This window comes from Winogradskyella sp. A2 (assembly GCF_046762865.1).
GTDB lineage: Bacteria > Bacteroidota > Bacteroidia > Flavobacteriales > Flavobacteriaceae > Winogradskyella.
Map to the genome: position 1 here is coordinate 177,041 of NZ_JBKQXM010000008.1, position 19,033 is coordinate 196,073.

Sequence of the window (19,033 nt, forward strand, 5' to 3'; positions counted from 1 at the left end):
GTATTTTTTATAAATATAAAAATTAGTGTTTAAACTGTAGCAACTCAGGGAGAATTAACATTTCTGAGAACGTTTTTGTCGCTTTTTTAGGCAATTCATCTTGATAATCATGAGCTGTAAAACCAAAAACATCAAATCCACCATTTAGCGCAGCTTCTACGCCTATAATGCTATCTTCAATGACCAAGCATTCTTTTGGTTGATAACCCATGGTTTTAGCTGCCCAAATAAATACCGATGGATCAGGTTTCCATCTGCCTATGGTATAACAGCTAAATATTTTATCTGTAAAGTATTGGATAAGGCCCGTCGCTTCTAAGTTGAGTTTAATTTTACTTTCAGGACCACTTGATGCAACACAAAAGGGAATATCCAAACCATCTAAAACGCCTTTAATACCTTGTATTGGTTGAATTTCTTCTTTAAATTTTTGATAAGATCGCTTTCTGTAAATGGCTTCAATATCATCAGGAACAGCTTTACCTACAAGTTTAGAAATTTGATTTGCACAATTATCGAATGAATTTCCTTTAAAATTTCTTAGAGCATAATCTAAAGTTATGTTTGCTCCCAATTCATTGGCAATATCAACCAATACCTGATTCCCAATGGGTTCACTATCCACCAGAACACCATCGCAATCAAATATTATACACTTGTATTTACTCATTTATGGTGTAGAGTTAGATACTTGCAATACCTTACCGTTATAATAATTGTTACCTGTTAAAGCAAAATCTTTAATATAAGTCGCCATTTCTAAAGCTGTTGTAGGCGCCTCGTAATCGGGAAAAGCCTCTTTGAGCATTTCTGTTTGCACAGCACCTAATGCTAATACATTAAATTGCGGACCAGTTTCTTTATACTCCTCTGCCAATAATTCGCTTAAAGTAATTACAGCACCTTTACTAGAACTATAAGCTGCTAAACCGGGAAATTTCATACTTCCTTGGATTCCTCCCATTGAACTAATTGTAACAACATGACCATTTTTGGGCATAAATGGCACAACTATTCTAGACAATTCTGAAACTCCAAATACATTTGTTTCGTAAACTTTTGTAAAGTCTCTGAAAGTAGTTTCAGAGAACGGTTTATTAAGTAACATACCTGCATTGTTGATTAGAACATCGACTTGGTTCCATTTCTCCTTTATAAAAGCTTCAACGTTTTTATAATCTTGAAGATTACTTAGATCACAAGACAAAGATGTTACGTTCTTATGCTTTAAGTCTTCAACTGGTTTTGCATTTCTTGACAAGGCCAGTAAATGATGTCCATCGTTGGCGAATAACTTAACCAACTCAAATCCGATACCTCTACTGGTACCAGTTATAATAATATTTTTACTCTTCATTTAATTTAACTTCTTTAGTTGGAGAATTTAAAATTCCTTTGAAAGCAGGCACCATTTTATTTATAAATGCTGCCATATGATCGTAATCCATTTTATCAGCTTCATCATCTACATGATGATAGTAATCGTAATTTGTAAAATCGAACGTAGAAATTGCATGCGCTGGAATATTCAACTCCTTGTAAAAAGGAAAATTATCCGATCTAAAAAACAACTGAAATTCTTTGGCTTTTGGAAAAAAACCAACAACGTCCTCACTAGCATACTCATTTAATTTAGGCGCAAAATTTGATCTATTATAACCGCTCATATAAGCCATGGATTTTCCTTCTGCTCTTGGTACACCTACCATCTCAAAATTAATCATTGTATACGCATCTATTCCTTGAGATTTTATACGTGCTGCTAAATGTCCAGAACCTTTAAGTCCCATTTCTTCTGCTGCATACAATGTAATTAAGAGACTTCTTTTATTCGATTTTGTTTTAGAAAAGTATCTACCAAGTTCCATAGCGACAATGGTGCCTGAAGCATCATCATTCGCTCCATTAGCTATGGTGTCTCCATTAACCTCCTTACCATTACCAATATGATCATAATGGCCACCTAAAATTACATACTCATTTTTTAAATTTGGATCATTACCTTCAATTAAACCAACGATGTTGTAACCTTTTATTATAGGAAATAGACTATCTACTTGTTTTCCTCTCTTGTTTTCAAATTCAAAATTATCTCTGTAAGTATCAAAATATGGGTTAATACCATTTTCTTTAAAATAATTCTCTATATAGACTGCTGCTTTTTCAATGCCATCTGTTCCTGTGGCTCTTCCTTCTAATTCATCTGAAGCTAGATACTCCATACTTTTTTTTACCGTCTCTGAGGTAATTTCTACATTGGGTGTAACTCCATCTTTACCTGATTTACCATCAGCTCTCTTTTGACGAATACCACAACCTACAATTAACAACACACATATAAATGAAAGAATCTTCTTCATGATTTATTTTAGATTTTTAGCCAATTTCACCAAAAGTACTTTAACTTTAAGGAAATTACAGAAAATCGACGGTAGTTTTTTAGCGAAGTTGATATTCAATAAATGGGGAACAGTAAAAATAGCTTTAAACGACATGTTTGACAGCGTTGAATTCAACGGTGGAACGAACCTACCAGAACAAAATATTAAAACCGATAACCTCTTTGATTTTAGTAATAGAACAATTCAGTTCACCTACACCAGAAACTTTGGTAACAGTAAATTAAAATCTGCAAGAGATCGTAACACAGTCGCAGAAGACGAAAGACAACGAGTTAATTAAAAGAAAAAACCCACTGCGTTAATAAGTTAGTGGGTTTCTTAATTCAAAAAACTAAACTGTTCTATACCAAAAGGTAATATAATAATACTGAAATTAGAAGATAAAATACAATCAAAAATAACTCTAGTTTCTTTTCTTTAATAAAGTTTATCATCATTGCTTTATGAGTTTATGTGTTACTTTTTGACCATCAGTTTCAATGTGTATCATATAAATGCCTATGGTTAAATCACTAATGTCATATAATGTATGAGCACTCTCAAAAGTTTTTACTTCCTGCCCTTGAATATTATATAATGTTATCTTATCAAAAATTACATTAGAATCAATTTGAAATGATTCGTTAGTAGGATTTGGGAAGATACTAATTTCAGGTGCTAAAGTAAATTCATTGTTAGATAAGGTAGGGTCTCTATATTTATATAATTCAACTCCTGAAGCCCCGTCATTAGCAGCAAAAAATAAGTCAATCCCAGCTACAGTTAAATTTTGAGGATTGCCACTTAATGCACCCGTCCAAATATCTTCGACTAATTGTGTGCCTACTGATGTGCCATCAGTCACCCAAAGTTCGCGTCCATTAACACCATCATCAGCATTAAAATAGAGCTTACCATTGTAAGCTACAAAATTTAAAGGTGTGCTCTCACCAGTCGGATTGATATCAGCTAAGAGGTTAGTATTTGAAGGAAATCCACCAGATTTCCATAGTTCTACGCCATTTCCATCATCTGCGACAAAATAAAGTTCACCATTAAATACTGTATAGCCAAATGGAGCACTACTAGCCGTACCTGAATTGATGTTTTTAAGTAATGTAATGTTTTCAGCCGTTGTCATTTTAAAAACCTCAATGCCAGTACTCGGATTGTTTGCAGTAAAAATTAAAAAGTTATTAAATACAGTTAATCCCGTCGGGTTACCCGAACCTCCAGGAAATAAGTCTAGTACTAATTGCGTTCCTGCAACGGTTCCATCAGTAACCCATAGTTCTCGACCATTAACACCATCATCAGCTGTAAAGTATAGTTTGTTATTAAAAAGAACAAAGTTTGAAGGGTTTGAACCCTGATTTCCTGAATTAATATCAAGAAATAAATCAGGTGCGTTTGGCGCAATTGAAAAACTAGCCCATAGCTCTCGTCCATTTACACCATTATCTGCCGAAAAAAACAGTTGGTTAGAAAGCTGAGTAAAACCACTAGGATTACTAGAACTAGGACCAATATTAATATCTTCAACCCGTGTAGTAGCCCCAAAAGGAAAGGAATATGCTAATTCTCTTCCAGTAGTTGAGTTAGTTGCTGGAAAAACCAAAAAACCATTAAACTGACCGAAATCGCCTGGATCTGAATCTCCTGAAGGATTATAATTGCCATTGCCAAAATTGTCACCAAGCCCATTGGTAAACCATAATTCACTACCAGATGTTTGAACTTCTGCTGAGAATGCAATTAAATTTTGTGATGTATAAGAATACAGGTTTAGAGGTTGCTTAAAGGTTTCGTTACCAGTAAGTAAATATTCAAGTGTATTGGTTTCTGTGCCATCTGAAGTCCATAAGGAAAAGCCATTAGCACCATCATCTCCAGCAAAAAAAACTAAGCTGTTTAATGCAACTATTTCATTCCCCATTCCACTGTTAGGACCTGGATTTATATCCTTAACCAAGCTCACTTGAGCTTGAGACAAAAAGGTGAGTGCTAAAAAAGCTAATAGTAGATTTTGTTTGTTCAAAATACATGTTAAAATTTGATGTTCGTGAACACGCGTAATGTTTTTCATAATAAATAGGTTTAAAAGTTATGTGATAAAATTACTTTTAGACCTATTTGGTTGTGCTACCCAATTGGGTAGAATTAAAATACTCTAGATAAGATTTTCTTTATTGGCCTTATTTACTGCTTCAATATTAGTATTTACTTGAAGCTTCATGTAGATATTCTTTAAATGAAATTTTATGGTGTTTTTACTTATACACAGTTGATCGGCAATACCATCGTAACTATTTCCTTTTGCTAATAATGTAAGTACTTCTTTTTCTCTTTCTGAAAGTTCAATTTTACTTGGCTTTTTTTGAAAAGAGCCAACGACCATTTTAGCAATTTTTATGCTCATAGGTGCACCACCTTCAATAGTTTCATGCAATGCGTCTAGTAAAGCATTTGGCGTTAAATTTTTAGTTAAGTAGCCTGTGGCACCAGCACATAAGGCATCGAATACCATTTTAGAATTTTCATATACAGTAACCATGATAATATTAGCTTTAGGCTTTTTGGCCTTAATCAACTTGGTGCCTTCAACACCATTCATACCAGATAATTCAATATCGATTAACAAGATATCAGGATTATCAATAGTAAGATTGGTTAATGCGTCTTCGCAATTAGTATAATTACCTACAACCTTAAATTGATTACTATTATTAATCACCTCGACAAAGCCTTCTGCCAGAGGAATATTATCTTCTATGATGACAACCGTATTTTTCATACCATTACAAAGGTGACTATTTCGTTCCTAACATATACCACCTTTTGAGGTAGTTTTACCTTTAAAGATAATTTGTGTTCCAGAATCTTTTTTTGTATTAATTATTAGTGTACAACCAATTTTTTTAGCTCTTTGTTTCATATGATTCAAACCATTATAAGAATTCAATCTATCTTCCGGAATACCTTGTCCATTATCTTCAAATGAAATCGTGAGCTGTTCGTTTTTATGATGAAATGATAGGCAAACTTCTGTGCACTGCGCATATTTTAGCGCATTGGTCATGGCTTCTTTAAATATAAAAACCAATTGCTTACTCCAGTAAAAAGGTAATTTAATGTTAGATTCTATATCTTGCTTTAGAATAAATCTAATATCACTTTTACTAAAAAAATCTTCTCCAAAATCAGACAAATATGTAATCACTTCATCTAAACAATCACTATTAGATTTTAAAGAGAAAATAAAATCACGAGTACCAAAATATAAAGCTTTGGCATCATCTGTAATTTGTTGAATTTTAGATTTTGCTTTTAGGTTTTGAGAAGTATTATCTTGTAGCAAATTAGACAAGAGGGTAATTCTGGCAAGCTTATTTCCCATTTCATCATGAAAGTCTTGGGCAATATTTTCTCTAGCATTTGAAATTTCTAGCTCTAATGTTGCTTGATTGTTGAGTGCTTGTTGCAACTGAAGATTTAATTCTCTTTCTCTTTTGAGCTGATTATTTTTAAATAGCAAAAAAGTAAAAACAGCTAAAGAAAAACCAGCAATTATTAAAAGATATAAGAGCTTAATCTTATTTTCATTTTTTAAAAGTTCCTTTTCCTTTTTCTCAACATCATATTTTTTTTCTAGCTCATTAATAGCCTTTATTCGTTGCTTAGTAAAAATGCTATCTTTTATTTTACTGTACTTTTTAAAACTTTCAAATGCTTTATCTGTTTTACCAATACCTTCATACAATTCCGCTGCTTGAGATAAGGTCATCATAGAGCCAACATAATCTGATTGGTCATCATAATAGAGCATAGAATCAGTAAATATTTCGGCTTCTTTATATTGATTCAAATCAAAATGATCCCAAGCCTTTGAGAGATATAATCCGCTAAAATTTAGTCTTCCTTTTACTTGCTTAGCATAATAAATAGCTGAATCTATATGCTTTAATGCAACTTCTAGATTTCCACGATGATATGAAACAGCCTCTAATGCTCTATAGTTTTTCGCCAATTCTTCTGAATAGTGATATGACAAGGCTAACTTTTTAGCTTTTTTAATAAATATTTCAGTGGAATCTAACAAGCCTATATTTTCAGTTTTTGAATATTGATTTTCATATTGGTAGCCCAACCATCTATAGTTACTAGAAACAGATGGATAATCTTTAAGATTAAGTATTAATCTTTTAGCTCTTTGTACATTATTCCATCGCTGTTCCTCTTCGTCCATTCTGGTGTACATAAACACTAATTGTTTTATAGCTTCTATTTCTAAAATGGTGTCTTTATGAGTTTCTGCATACTTAAGTGTATTAAAGGCAAATTTACCTAATGAATCAAATTGATTTATGGTTCTGTAATACTTTGCTTTATTGATGTTAATATATGCCTGTATTTGACCACTACAAATACTGTTTTTCTCAACATTGTCCAATAAAGAAAGTAGCGTATTCATTTTTTCTTCATTTCGTTGGTTATAGAAATAGGTGAATTGTAATAATTGATCAGAAAACAGTCTACATTGCTCCTTTTTTGAAGGATAGAACTGTTCTAAAGTATTTTGAATGTCTAATGAATCTAATGATGGTTTTAATGATAATTCATACGAATTACTTAACAGTTTACAATCACAAATAGATTGACCAAAACCAACAAAAAACGACAATGGAATGACATAAGCCACAAGTTTTTTCCACAGCATAAGAAACTGATTGAAATAGTATTTTTTCGAAATAATTACCAAGGCCTAAAAATACAAAAAGGTAGGCGAGTTAAATACTACCCAAAAGGGTAGGTATTTAATTCATAAAAAAAGACCTGCTTCTTAAAGAAGCAGGTCTATTATGAGTTTATCAATTTAAAACTTATACCAACATCGTTACAGGATTCTCAATATATCCTTTCAATGTCTGAAGGAATTGAGCACCGGTTGCGCCATCAACAGTTCTATGGTCGCATGCCATTGTTAACTTCATAGTATTACCAGGAACAACTTGCCCTTCTTTAACTACTGGTTTAGAAACAATTGCACCAACTGACATAATTGCTGAGTTTGGTTGATTAATAATTGAAGTGAAACTTTCAATACCAAACATACCTAGATTAGAAATAGTAAAGGTACTTCCTTCCATCTCATCAAGCGTAAGCTTTTTATTTCTTGCTTTACCGGCATATTCTTTAACAGCAGCTCCTATTTGTGTTAAGCTTTGCTCATTTGCAAACTTTACAACAGGGACAACTAATCCATCTGGTACAGCAACTGCAACACCTATATGAACATGGTTGTTTAATTGCATTCTGTCATCAAACCACTGTGAATTTACTTGTGGATGTTGTTTTAATGCCAAGGCGCATGCCTTAACAATCATATCATTGAATGATATTTTTGTATCTGGAATTGAATTGTATTGAGCCCTAAATGCTATAGCATTATCCATATCAAACTCCACGTTTAAGTAATAATGTGGTGCCGTAAATTTGGACTTAGCTAAGTTCTTAGCAATGGCCTTGCGCATATTTGAATTTGGAACTTCATCAAAATCTTCTTGACCCATTGGAACAAATTTACCAACCGTCGTTCCTTGTGCTGAAGGTGTGAAGTTTTCTATATCGCGTTTTACAATTCTACCATTCTCTCCTGTTCCTGATACTTGAGAAAGATTAATTCCTTTTTCTTCAGCCATTTTCTTAGCTAATGGTGAAGCATATACTCTTCCTCCCGAATCAGTCGTTGAAACTGATGGAGAGGGTGAAGCTTTGACTTCTGTTTTCTTAGGCTCAGAAGCTTTTGGTGATTCCTTTTTAACTTCCTCTTTCTTTGGCTCTTCTTTTTTATCTGTACCTCCAATACTAAAATTCTTAGCAATGCTCGAAACGTCTGTTCCTGCAGGTCCAATTATTGCTAATAATGCATCAACTTTAGCGGATTCTCCTTCTTCTAAGCCTACGTGCAGTAATGTCCCTGATTGGAATGACTCAAACTCCATAGTGGCCTTGTCAGTCTCAATTTCCGCAAGAATATCGCCTTCCTCAACCTCATCGCCTATTTTCTTTAACCATGTTGCTACCGTACCTTCTTCCATAGTATCGCTCAAACGAGGCATAGTTACAACGATGACACCATCTGGTATTTCCGATACTTCAGAATCGGTAGCTGTTTCAACTTCAACTTTAGAACTATCGTCTGATGATTCCTCTTTTGTGTCAGTACTTCCATTTAATAATCCTGAAATATCTTCACCTTCCTCGCCAATTATGGCAAGAAGTTCGTCTACTTTGGTAGTTTGGCCTTCTTCAACACCAATATGAAGCAATGTTCCTTCATGAAAAGACTCAAACTCCATAGTAGCCTTGTCAGTTTCAATTTCAGCTAGTATATCTCCTTCTTCAATTTTGTCGCCAACCTTTTTTAACCAGGCTGCAACAGTACCCTCTTCCATTGTATCGCTTAAACGCGGCATATTTATTACTTCTGCCATGGCTTATAATTTATGTGGTATAAATGGATAATCTTCTTGTTCGTAAACAGCGTCATACATCACATTTAAATCAGGATATGGAGATTCCTCTGCGAATTTTTCACATTCTGAAACTCTAGCTTTAACGCCCTTATCTATTTCTTTTATTTCATCTTCAGAAGCGTACTTCTTTTCTAAAAGGATATCCTTTACTTGTGTAATTGGATCTATTTTCTTGTATTCTTCAACCTCATCCTTTGTTCTATAATGCTGTGCATCTGACATAGAATGTCCCCTATATCTATAGGTTTTTACCTCTAAGAATGAAGGTCCACCTCCTTTTCTCGCTCTTTGTATCGCTTCATCAAATGCTTCTGCAACTTTCACAGGGTTCATACCGTCAACTGGTCCTGAAGGCATTTCGTATCCTAAACCAAGTTTCCATATATCAGGATGATTAGCAGTTCGATCAACAGAAGTTCCCATTGCATAACCATTGTTTTCACAAACAAATATTACCGGCAAATTCCAAAGCATTGCCAAATTGAATGTTTCGTGTAATGATCCTTGTCTTGCAGCTCCATCTCCAAAACAACAAAGGGTTACGGCATCGCTACCATGATATTTGTCACCAAATGCAATACCTGCTCCCAATGGTATTTGACCACCTACAATTCCATGACCACCATAAAATCGGTGCTCTTTAGAAAATATATGCATAGAACCTCCAAGGCCCTGAGAAGTACCTGTAGCTTTACCAAAAAGTTCCGCCATTACTCGTTTTGGATCTACACCCATTCCAATTGGTTGTACATGATTACGATATGCAGTAATCATTTTATCCTTGGTTAAATCCATTGCATGTAACGCACCAGCTAAAACAGCTTCTTGTCCATTATACAAATGAAGAAATCCTCTAACTTTTTGCTGAATGTAAACAGCTGCTAACTTGTCTTCAAACTTTCGCCAAAACAGCATGTCTTCATACCATTTTAAGTAAACCTCTTTAGTTATCTTTTGCATTTTATGATGAGTTCTTTTAAAACGAAAAACAAAAATAACACTTTAGAAAATAATTGAGAAACAGTATTCCGTAAAAAATAGCGATGAAAGCTAATTTTAATTTAACGAAAAGGTTATAATACTGAACTTTCAAAAATAAAGGGTAGTAAATTGGAAAGTGAACTAGATTTTGCAACTTTACCCTTAGCTCCCATGAAATAAATTTCTATGTTGTGATCTTGCTTCAATTCATATTCTGCTATTGCTTGTCTGCAAGCACCACATGGAGGAATAGGTTTGTCAGTTACCTTGTTTTTTGATGATGCTGTTAATGCCATTTTTAGAATCTTTGCATCAGGATATTTGGCTCCTGCATAATATATAGCAGTCCGCTCTGCGCAAAGACCAGATGGATAAGAGGCATTTTCTTGATTATTGCCAATTACAACTTCATTATTATCCAATAAAAGTGAAGCCCCAACATTAAAATTAGAGTAAGGAGCATAGGCATTTTCTCTTGCGTCTATTGCAATAGACATTAAAGATTTAATATCTTCGGGAAGTTCATTTATATCATCAAATAGTTGCAGTGTGGTTTCTATTTTAACTTCCTTCATTTCAGTATCTATTTAAGACAAAAAAACTATTGTCTTTTTCAAAACAATAGTTTATCTATCTGATTAATATTGTATTCTAATATTCATCATACTCACCATCTCCAAAATTAAATGTTAATGAGAATCTCAATGTATTCTCAAGTGGACTTTGTACTTGCGAAGCAGAGAACAAATATGATAAATCAATATTTATAGTAGTGTATTTAAATCCTGCTCCCAAAGCAAAGAACTTTCTCGCTCCTTTATCATCTGCCTCATTAAAGTATCCAGCTCTAAAGGCGAAACTATCCTGATATGTATATTCAGCACCCACAGACCAAACAAATTCTCTCAGTTCTTCACTAAAACCATCTGGTGCATCACCAAATGATTGAAACACACCATTAATAAAACTTACGTTGTTATCTTGACCTTCTGTGATTATGGTTGGTTCACCTTCATCAATATCTGGTGTACTTGGATCATCAATTGTTTGTTCGCCATCGCCATTAGTATCAACAAAACCAAATTTTGGAGGTGTTGGTACTAAGTATTTTGATACTTCTGCAGTTAAACCCAATTTATTGTACTCATCAAAAATGAAATCAAAACCAGCACCTAATCTCAAGTTAGTAGGTTGAAATACTTCCTCACCACCATCATCATATTTAAACTTTGGGCCTAAATTCTGAATAGCAAAACCTAATCGCCATCTCCCGTTGAAATCATTGTAAGCCTCTTCTTCACTTTGATAAAATCCTGTAATATCCGCACCAAAAGTACTACCAGGATTAGCATTTGGATCTACAGTATCAATACGAAGGGCAGAACGCATATAGCGTAATGCAATTGCCATAGAATACTGTTCTCCTAACCTTAAGGCATAAGCAACGTCAATAGCATATTCATTTGGCTTTACCGCGACACCAGGATCATTAGCATCTTGCGTTAAAACAATTTCTCCTAAAGAGAAATACTTTACACTTGCAGAAAATGAGCTATATTCATTTATCCTATTAAAATAAGTCGCATAACTTAACGAGATATCATTAACTAATCTTGTCAAGTATGGTGTAAAACTTACACTAAGACCAGATTTAGCTTCAGAAAAAGCATATTTTGCTGGATTGTATTGTTGTGAGAAGCCATCTACTGATGTCGCTACTCCCATATCTCCCATCGACGCAGACCTTGCATCAGGTGCTACGAGCATAAAAGGAAGACCAGTTGTTATTACAGAGGATTGGTCTGGAAACGTTATAGTTTCTTGTCCAAAAGTTAGGTTAAGTGTTGCAAAAGCAATTAGGGTAATTACGTATTTCTTCATGGTCATATTGGTTATTAGTACTGATATACAGTGACTAATTCGTTAGCAAATATAAATTTTTATTATAGTATTACAAGTTTTTGAATTTTTTCAACTTGCTTATTTAAACGGTTAGATTTAACTTTTAGTTTATATACATACACACCTTTTCCAATTTTATCACCAAAATCATCTCTTCCGTCCCATACAATATCTTTAGAAAGTGAACTCACACCCTTACTACCACCAGTGGTTTGTCCATTTAATGTTCTTACCAGTTTACCAGACACTGTAAATATTTGAACAGAGATATCTAATGGCTCCACACTATTATGATTAAACCAAAACTCAGTGTAGCTAACAAAAGGGTTTGGGTAATTTAAAACATTATCAATAACAAGTTCTTCATCTTTATCAAATACATTAAAAAGAATTTCTGCTGTAGATGAATTATTATAGACATCCCAGGCCTTTAGTGTTAAGGTATGTAACCCTGGTTCTAAATCCCTATATGCATAAGACACAACACCATTGGTATAATCATTTACATTGGCTTGATAATAATCATTCAAAACAAAAGGATTAGTTTCATCACCGTCAAGTATTGCAGTTATGTCATGTCCTATACCACTTGCAGTATTAATTCCATTTTCATCTTGTAATTTAACCAATAAGGTAGGTGATTCATTAGTAATACCTCCAGAAACAAAGTTTTCATCATTCATGAATAGATTTATAACTGGACCTATATTATCCTCTGGAGCATTCTCATTAATACCACCAATCTTAATATCAAAATTTGCACCTGTCTGATCAGATAAGGGTGATATTGTTTGAGCATAAAAACTAACCTTTCCATTTCCAACTGGAATACCTATATCTCTTGGTACAATGAAATCGAATTCAAATTGTCCGTTTTCAACACTAGCCTGACCTTTAAACAATACTTCTCCAAGTGTTGTAAAATCTAATTTTATTTGTTGTCCATTCTCTGTTATTCCATCGTTAGCTAATGTTTGGCGTTCTATTGACTTATCAAAAACCGTTGCGGTTAATGTGCCACTATAATTAGATAATACATTACCATTTGTATCTACCACTTCTCCTGCCAATTTCGCGTAACTTAGAGCTTTAAGTGTATCAATTGGTTGTGTAATATCAACATCATTTACCCTTGTTAAACGTATATCTGGTTTCGGAAATGCCAATTTCATTGCAGGATCACCAATTAAGAAAACTAGTCTTTTTTGACTTATACCTGAAATATTATTATCAATTTTTGTGAGCCTTAATGCTTCACCAATAGTGGGATATTCATCAGAGTCAAATGCAAATAAATAATCGTCTAAAACTTCATTATAAGACACACCAACAGTAACAAATATTTGCCTTGTTGTTGTAATTAATGAAGAAGCACCACCATTTTTATTCCAAAAGGTATATTCACCCGCTGTGAGTCTACCTGGATCATCAAATTTTGTGTATTCGCAAGTTACTGTTACAAAAAGATTGAATTTGCAAACATTGTTAATTTCTTGTGCATCAATTTTATCGAAAATACGCTCTTTAGCCAATCCATCCTCGCCTCCATGTCCAAAATAATTTACAACTAATGCCCCTACTTCAATAGCGTCTTTAATAGCATCATTTACCTGTGGATAACGATTACCTGCTGAGGATGCTTCTTGTTGAAATGCATCGGTATGAATCTTTACTACATTTATAAATGGTTTTTCTGCTTCAACGGTAGTACCAATACCATCAGTTGTTTCTTGCAATATTTTTTCCCATGCAATATCAACATCATCAGAAATTAACAATAGATTGTTTCTCCAGCTTCCATAAGCCTCAGGTTGATAATAAGCTTCAATTTTATCCACCATTTCTTTAGCCCTTTGAACATCTTCAGCCAATATTCTACCTACTGCGATATCCATTCTATCTCCTCCACCCATGGTTCCTTCATTATCATCTAGCATACAATAAAAATCATCAGAAACGAATGAGCTAGTAAGACTGAAACTACTATTAGTATACCATGATGGTACAAGATTAGTGTTGTTGTTTAATCTGTCTTTATAGTCATAAGAACCATCACCAAATAAGCATAAGTATTTTAATCTATTGTTAGGAGAACTCGCATTATCATAAACATATTTTAGGAAGTTTCTTAGTGCAGCAATATCTTGACTACCAGTGCTGAATTCATTATATATTTTAGTTAATTCAACAACTTTTACAGTTAATCCATATTGTGCTCTGTTAATATCAGCAAGGCGCTCAGCTTGTGTTAAAAATTGAGTTGGAGTTAAAATAATATAATCAATATCTTCAAATTCTCCTTGTTCATTATTAAATATAGTGCCTTTTAAATCTTGATTTGATACTGTAGTTACTGCATCTCTTATTGGCTGGTGAACATCAGTATAAGAAAATGCAATATAATTTTTTAATTCACCCGCAGAAGCTTTAAAACTATAACTTCCTGTAGCATCTGAATTTATTTGATTTTGAACATTAAAACGATCCGTAATGTCCCAGATTTCTCGTATTGATCCTGTATTAGACAAATTGTATTGTACAATACCAGGAGAATTTGCAACAGACCTATTTATAAATCTAAGTTGCTCACCTGCATATGATAATTGCCTTGTAGCTTCAATATTGATATAGTCTAAATAACCGTTTGCAGATGGATTACCATTATTAATATAATCTAATACTACTGTAATATTATCAGAAGACACATTTATATCATCAGAATAATTTGCAGAAGAACCCAAAACTGATCCTTCGGTAATAGCATTTAAATTCAAAGTTGTTAATGGATTGCCATTAACCGTTACAATCATTGAGGAAGCAGTTGCCGACACTGCTCCAACAGCCACATCAAAATTAATAGGTTCACTTGAAACCAAATTTGAAAAGGTAAAATTATAGGTTCGCTGATTTTCTATATCAAAACGATCTCCAAACCAACGTCGCCCCAATTTAGCAAGGTTATACTCATCAACTTCATAATACTGGTAATCTTGAAATGTGCTGACCTCAAAATCTGCAGGTATATCTATTACTGGCATAGATTGAATTCTTTTACCATTGCCAGAACTTATATTTACATAATAATAAGTCTTATCTGTATATAAATTTAAATTCGTATTGCTCTCTTCATTGTAAGTTGTTGGTCCTTCACCATAAAAAAGAATAAAATCACCACTGTCAAAACTCCCATCTTCTTCACCAACAAACTTTATAGCATTTTCAACAACATCAAATGGATAATCCTCTGCATTTGATAAAGGTAGCATTCTACCTCCGTTACCAAATATTTTAATTGTTCTTGGGTCCACAGAATTTGTATTAATTCCCAAACTACTCAAAAAACTCTTGGATAATTGAAAGACTCCAGATTTGTCAATATAAAACCTATACCATTCACCATTAGCCAAAGCTGAGTTGGTAATATCATTGCCATCTTTTGACAAACCAGTTGCATCAGATGATAATGTATTATAATCTATAGAAAAAGAGGTGATTTTCTTAAAAATACCATTTTCCTTTATTATTGGAGATATTTCGAAATAAGTAGATCTTTTCCCTCTTGCATTTGTATTGAATAACTTAAAAACTGGTACTTCAGGAATTAGTTGTTCATCTAAATCATAAAGATCATTTGATGAAATGTTTTGATATGAAACATTAGAAAGGGAAACTGAATTTTCATTTATACGTTTTGAATTATTACTCCATTGTGTAAAATACATCAAACCCTTTTCCGTTGTGTAACTGAAATGTTTGGAACTAAAACCAGGAACTTTAATTTTACCAAAGTCATTTTCTAACACCTTGGCATCTTCCCATTCTATATTGAATTGCTTTTGTTGACTAAAGCCTATAATTAAAAAGCAAAAAAATATAATTGTAAAGAATTGTTTCATTTATCTTTTTCTGATATGGCCAAACAAATTGCTTCCTTAACCAATAAATTTTAGTAAAATAACGGCTAGTATTAGGAGTTATTATGACCTTTAAATTTTTATTTCAAAAATACAACAATAATTTATTTTTAGGCTCGTTATTAAAGAGCAAAATACACACGATAAATGGCTAAAAATCCGTTATATTGTTAAAAAAAGGGGATGAAATGCACATTTTTTTGCATTTTGTCGGAAAAAAAAGTTGCAGGTTTACCTTTAATTGTTATATTGCGAATCTAAATTTTAAACGAGCTTACTTAAACATATGGATATGAAAAATGTCTTAAACCTCAAATTTATTCTAGCATTAGCAGTTATTACTTCAATTGTTGGTTGTAAAAGATCATCTAGTTCTGGTAACGTTGATAGTGCCACAGGTTGGAAAATCAACGACAAACAAGGTGGTTTTCAATACAACACTAACTATAAGGAACAAGAAACACCTCAAGGAACATCATTCATTGAAGGTGGTACATTTACAATGGGTAAAGTACAAGACGACCCAATGCATGATTGGAACAATTCTCCGAATCAGCAACATGTACAATCTTTCTACATGGACGAAACTGAAGTTACCAATTTAAATTATCTGTTTTATTTAGATTATTTAAAAGGTGTTTATCCTCCAGACGATCCAAACTACTCTTTAATTTATAAAGGTGCTTTACCAGATACTTTAGTTTGGAGAAATCGTTTAGGATATAATGAAATGATGACCGAAAACTATTTACGTCATCCTGGTTATGCTAATTACCCTGTTGTAGGGGTTAGCTGGATTCAAGCAGTAGAATACGCTAATTGGAGAACTAATCGAGTGGCAGAGAGCTCATTGCAAGAAACTGGTTACTTAAAGCGAGATGCTCAGTATACTGACTTAGATGCTGAGAGTACATTTGATGTTGATACTTATATTAATGCACCATCTCAAACTTACGGTGGTAAAGAAGAAGTATTGCAAGGTGGGAGACGTAAACAACAAACGGATGTTGATGGTAACCCAATTAATGTATATGCAAAAAGAGAATCTGGAGTTATTCCTGTAAAATATAGACTCCCTACAGAAGCAGAATGGGAATATGCTGCTTTAGGTATGAGTGAATTGCGTAGCTATAATGTTTATAGAGGACGTAAAAAATACCCATGGGATGGACAGTATACAAGATCAGGTAAACGCGTAAATCGTGGAGACCAGATGGCTAATTTTAAGCAAGGTAAAGGAGATTATGGTGGAATTGCTGGATGGTCAGATGATGGTGCTGATATAACAGCTGAAGTAAAATCTTATCAACCAAATGATTATGGATTATATGATATGGCTGGTAACGTTGCAGAATGGGTAGCAGATGTATACAGACCAATAGTAGATGATGAGTTTAACGATTTTAACTACTACAGAGGTAATGTATATACTAAAAATGCACTTAATGAGGACGGTACTGTAAAAATTGTAACAGTAGAAGAAATAGTTTATGATACTTTAAGCAACGGTAAAATTATTGCGAGAAACCTTCCAGGAGAAATTGCAAAAATACCAGTTGATGATGAAGAGACTTACTTAAGAACTCAGTTTGACGATAGTGATAACCGAAACTTTAGAGATGGTGATAAGCGTTCTTCTCGTTACTACAGAGAGAATTTTAATGAGGAAAGTGACGAAGATCCTGACTTAACTAGAAAAATGTATAACTCACCAAGACATTCTGTTGAAATTGATTCTGCTGATGGTAACCTTTTGAGAGAGTATGATAAGTCTAATAGTAGAACATCTCTAATTAACGATGAAGTTAGAGTTTACAAAGGTGGTTCTTGGAGAGATAGAGCATACTGGATTGATCCTGCACAACGTCGTTACTTCCCACAAGATATGGCGACAGATTATATAGGATTTAGATGCGCAGTATCTAGAGTGGGTTCTAAATCTCAGAAAAATAGTAAAAGACGCAACTAATTAGATTAGTTAAATAATTTAAAGTCCTGATGAAATTCATCAGGACTTTTTTATTTTTAGGCCAATGGAAATAGAAGCACTATATCAAAAATTTAAAGCCTGTAAAAACGTATCTACAGATACTAGAAAATTAACTTATGGTTCAATGTATTTTGCACTTAAAGGTGAAAATTTTAATGGCAATAAATTTGTAACAGAAGCATTTAATAAAGGAGCGAAATATTGTGTTATTGATGAAGCTTCAGCTTCCATTAATGATAATTGCTTATTAGTTGAAGACGTATTAACTAGCCTTCAAGAGTTGGCCAAACACCATAGGAATCAATTTGACTTTCCAATCATAGGATTAACAGGAAGTAATGGAAAAACCACTACTAAAGAATTAATTTATTCTGTTTTATCTACAACATACAATGTAAAGGCAACTAAAGGTAATCTCAACAATCACATTGGTGTACCACTCACTCTATTAGACTTTACTGTAGATTTAGATTTCGGTATTGTAGAAATGGGAGCAAATCATCAAAAAGAAATTGCATTTTTAAGCAGTATCTCTCAACCAGACTATGCACTAATAACTAATTTTGGAAAAGCTCATTTAGAGGGATTTGGTGGTATTGAAGGTGTTATTAAAGGTAAGTCAGAGTTATATGATTATGTAAAAGCTAATAATAAAACTGCTTTTATAAATACAGAAGACAATAAGCAAATTGAACAAATATCAAGCTATAACAAAATAGTAACATTCGGATCTAAACCTGAAAATGATTCCATTATAGATTTTGTGAATGCAGATCCTTTCGTTAAAGTAAGTTTTAATAATACCGAAATACAGAGCCACCTAATTGGCACATATAATTTCAGTAATATTTCAGTAGCAATAGCTTTCGGAAATCATTTTAAAGTATCAACCGAAAACATTAAAAAAGGGATTGAAAATTATAAGCCAAAAAATAACCGGTCGGAAATTATAGAAAAAGGCTCTACTAAGATTATACTAGATGCATACAATGCTAACCCAACAAGTATGCTAAGTGCACTAAAAAACTTAATACAGTTAAGTGCGGATAATAAGTTTTTATTTCTTGGTGATATGTTCGAGTTAGGTGCCGAAGCGAATATTGAACATCAAGCTATTGTAGATTTTGTTGAAGAAAATTTTGAGGATAATATACACCTAGTGGGTGAAAACTTTTTTGATTGCAAAACGAAAACTGAAACAAAAAAATTTAAATCTTTTAAAGACTTAAAATCAATTTTGGAGTCCCTAGATATTGAAAATTCAACAGTTTTGATAAAAGGTTCTCGTGGTATGGCATTAGAAAGAATATTAGACCATATCTAATCTCG

The 19,033-nt window shown here is 33.2% G+C and carries 14 protein-coding genes; 3 read left to right on the forward strand and 11 right to left on the reverse strand.

What is annotated here, in order from left to right; genetic code table 11:
* Positions 1-22 precede the first annotated feature (22 nt).
* The 3 genes from ACFWV9_RS15030 to ACFWV9_RS15040 are packed head-to-tail and all read right to left on the reverse strand — an operon-like array spanning position 23 to position 2,360.
* Complete coding sequence (locus tag ACFWV9_RS15030; RefSeq protein ID WP_411896052.1) at positions 23-670, reverse strand: HAD family hydrolase; 648 nt, start codon at positions 668-670, stop codon at positions 23-25.
* Complete coding sequence (locus tag ACFWV9_RS15035) at positions 671-1,357, reverse strand: SDR family NAD(P)-dependent oxidoreductase (RefSeq protein ID WP_411896053.1); 687 nt, start codon at positions 1,355-1,357, stop codon at positions 671-673. It lies immediately after the preceding gene.
* Positions 1,347-2,360 (reverse strand): M28 family metallopeptidase, encoded by a 1,014-nt coding sequence (locus ACFWV9_RS15040; RefSeq protein ID WP_411896054.1) that lies wholly within the window; start codon positions 2,358-2,360, stop codon positions 1,347-1,349. Before ACFWV9_RS15040 ends, ACFWV9_RS15035 begins: the two co-directional genes overlap by 11 nt.
* On the opposite strand from ACFWV9_RS15040, the gene ACFWV9_RS15045 reads away from it, so the two are divergent.
* Entirely contained in the window at positions 2,359-2,682 is a 324-nt protein-coding gene (locus ACFWV9_RS15045) for a hypothetical protein (protein ID WP_411896055.1), read from the forward strand. The two genes, ACFWV9_RS15040 and ACFWV9_RS15045, sit on opposite strands and share 2 nt — an antisense overlap.
* Positions 2,683-2,835: 153 nt before the next feature.
* Here the strand turns inward: ACFWV9_RS15045 and ACFWV9_RS15050 are convergent, their stop codons facing one another.
* The 8 genes from ACFWV9_RS15050 to porU all read right to left on the reverse strand — a co-directional run bounded on the left by ACFWV9_RS15050 (position 2,836) and on the right by porU (position 15,696).
* Entirely contained in the window at positions 2,836-4,467 is a 1,632-nt protein-coding gene (locus tag ACFWV9_RS15050) for an ELWxxDGT repeat protein (RefSeq protein ID WP_411896056.1), read from the reverse strand.
* 84 nt (positions 4,468-4,551) lie between these two features.
* Positions 4,552-5,175: a response regulator gene (locus ACFWV9_RS15055; protein WP_411896057.1), complete on the reverse strand. Its 624-nt coding sequence runs from the start codon at positions 5,173-5,175 to the stop codon at positions 4,552-4,554.
* 27 nt (positions 5,176-5,202) lie between these two features.
* Positions 5,203-7,098 (reverse strand): sensor histidine kinase, encoded by a 1,896-nt coding sequence (locus tag ACFWV9_RS15060; protein ID WP_411896058.1) that lies wholly within the window; start codon positions 7,096-7,098, stop codon positions 5,203-5,205.
* Between the two features lie 163 nt (positions 7,099-7,261).
* Entirely contained in the window at positions 7,262-8,875 is a 1,614-nt protein-coding gene (locus ACFWV9_RS15065; RefSeq protein ID WP_411896059.1) for a pyruvate dehydrogenase complex dihydrolipoamide acetyltransferase, read from the reverse strand.
* A 3-nt stretch (positions 8,876-8,878) separates the two neighbouring features.
* Positions 8,879-9,877 (reverse strand): pyruvate dehydrogenase (acetyl-transferring) E1 component subunit alpha, encoded by a 999-nt coding sequence (pdhA, locus tag ACFWV9_RS15070; RefSeq protein WP_411896060.1) that lies wholly within the window; start codon positions 9,875-9,877, stop codon positions 8,879-8,881.
* A 113-nt stretch (positions 9,878-9,990) separates the two neighbouring features.
* Entirely contained in the window at positions 9,991-10,473 is a 483-nt protein-coding gene (cdd, locus tag ACFWV9_RS15075) for a cytidine deaminase (RefSeq protein ID WP_411896061.1), read from the reverse strand.
* 76 nt (positions 10,474-10,549) lie between these two features.
* On the reverse strand, positions 10,550-11,779 hold the full coding sequence (porV, locus tag ACFWV9_RS15080) for a type IX secretion system outer membrane channel protein PorV (protein WP_411896062.1): 1,230 nt from the start codon (positions 11,777-11,779) through the stop codon (positions 10,550-10,552).
* Positions 11,780-11,841: 62 nt separating this feature from the next.
* A complete protein-coding gene (porU, locus tag ACFWV9_RS15085; RefSeq protein WP_411896063.1) occupies positions 11,842-15,696 on the reverse strand; it encodes a type IX secretion system sortase PorU in 3,855 nt (1,284 codons plus the stop codon).
* A 304-nt stretch (positions 15,697-16,000) separates the two neighbouring features.
* Between porU and gldJ the strand changes: the two genes are divergently transcribed.
* Entirely contained in the window at positions 16,001-17,683 is a 1,683-nt protein-coding gene (gene gldJ / locus ACFWV9_RS15090; RefSeq protein ID WP_411896064.1) for a gliding motility lipoprotein GldJ, read from the forward strand.
* A gap of 64 nt (positions 17,684-17,747) precedes the next feature.
* Positions 17,748-19,028 carry a UDP-N-acetylmuramoyl-tripeptide--D-alanyl-D-alanine ligase gene (locus ACFWV9_RS15095; RefSeq protein ID WP_411896065.1) on the forward strand — a complete coding sequence of 427 codons (1,281 nt, stop codon included), beginning with the start codon at positions 17,748-17,750 and terminating at the stop codon, positions 19,026-19,028.
* Positions 19,029-19,033 lie beyond the last annotated feature (5 nt).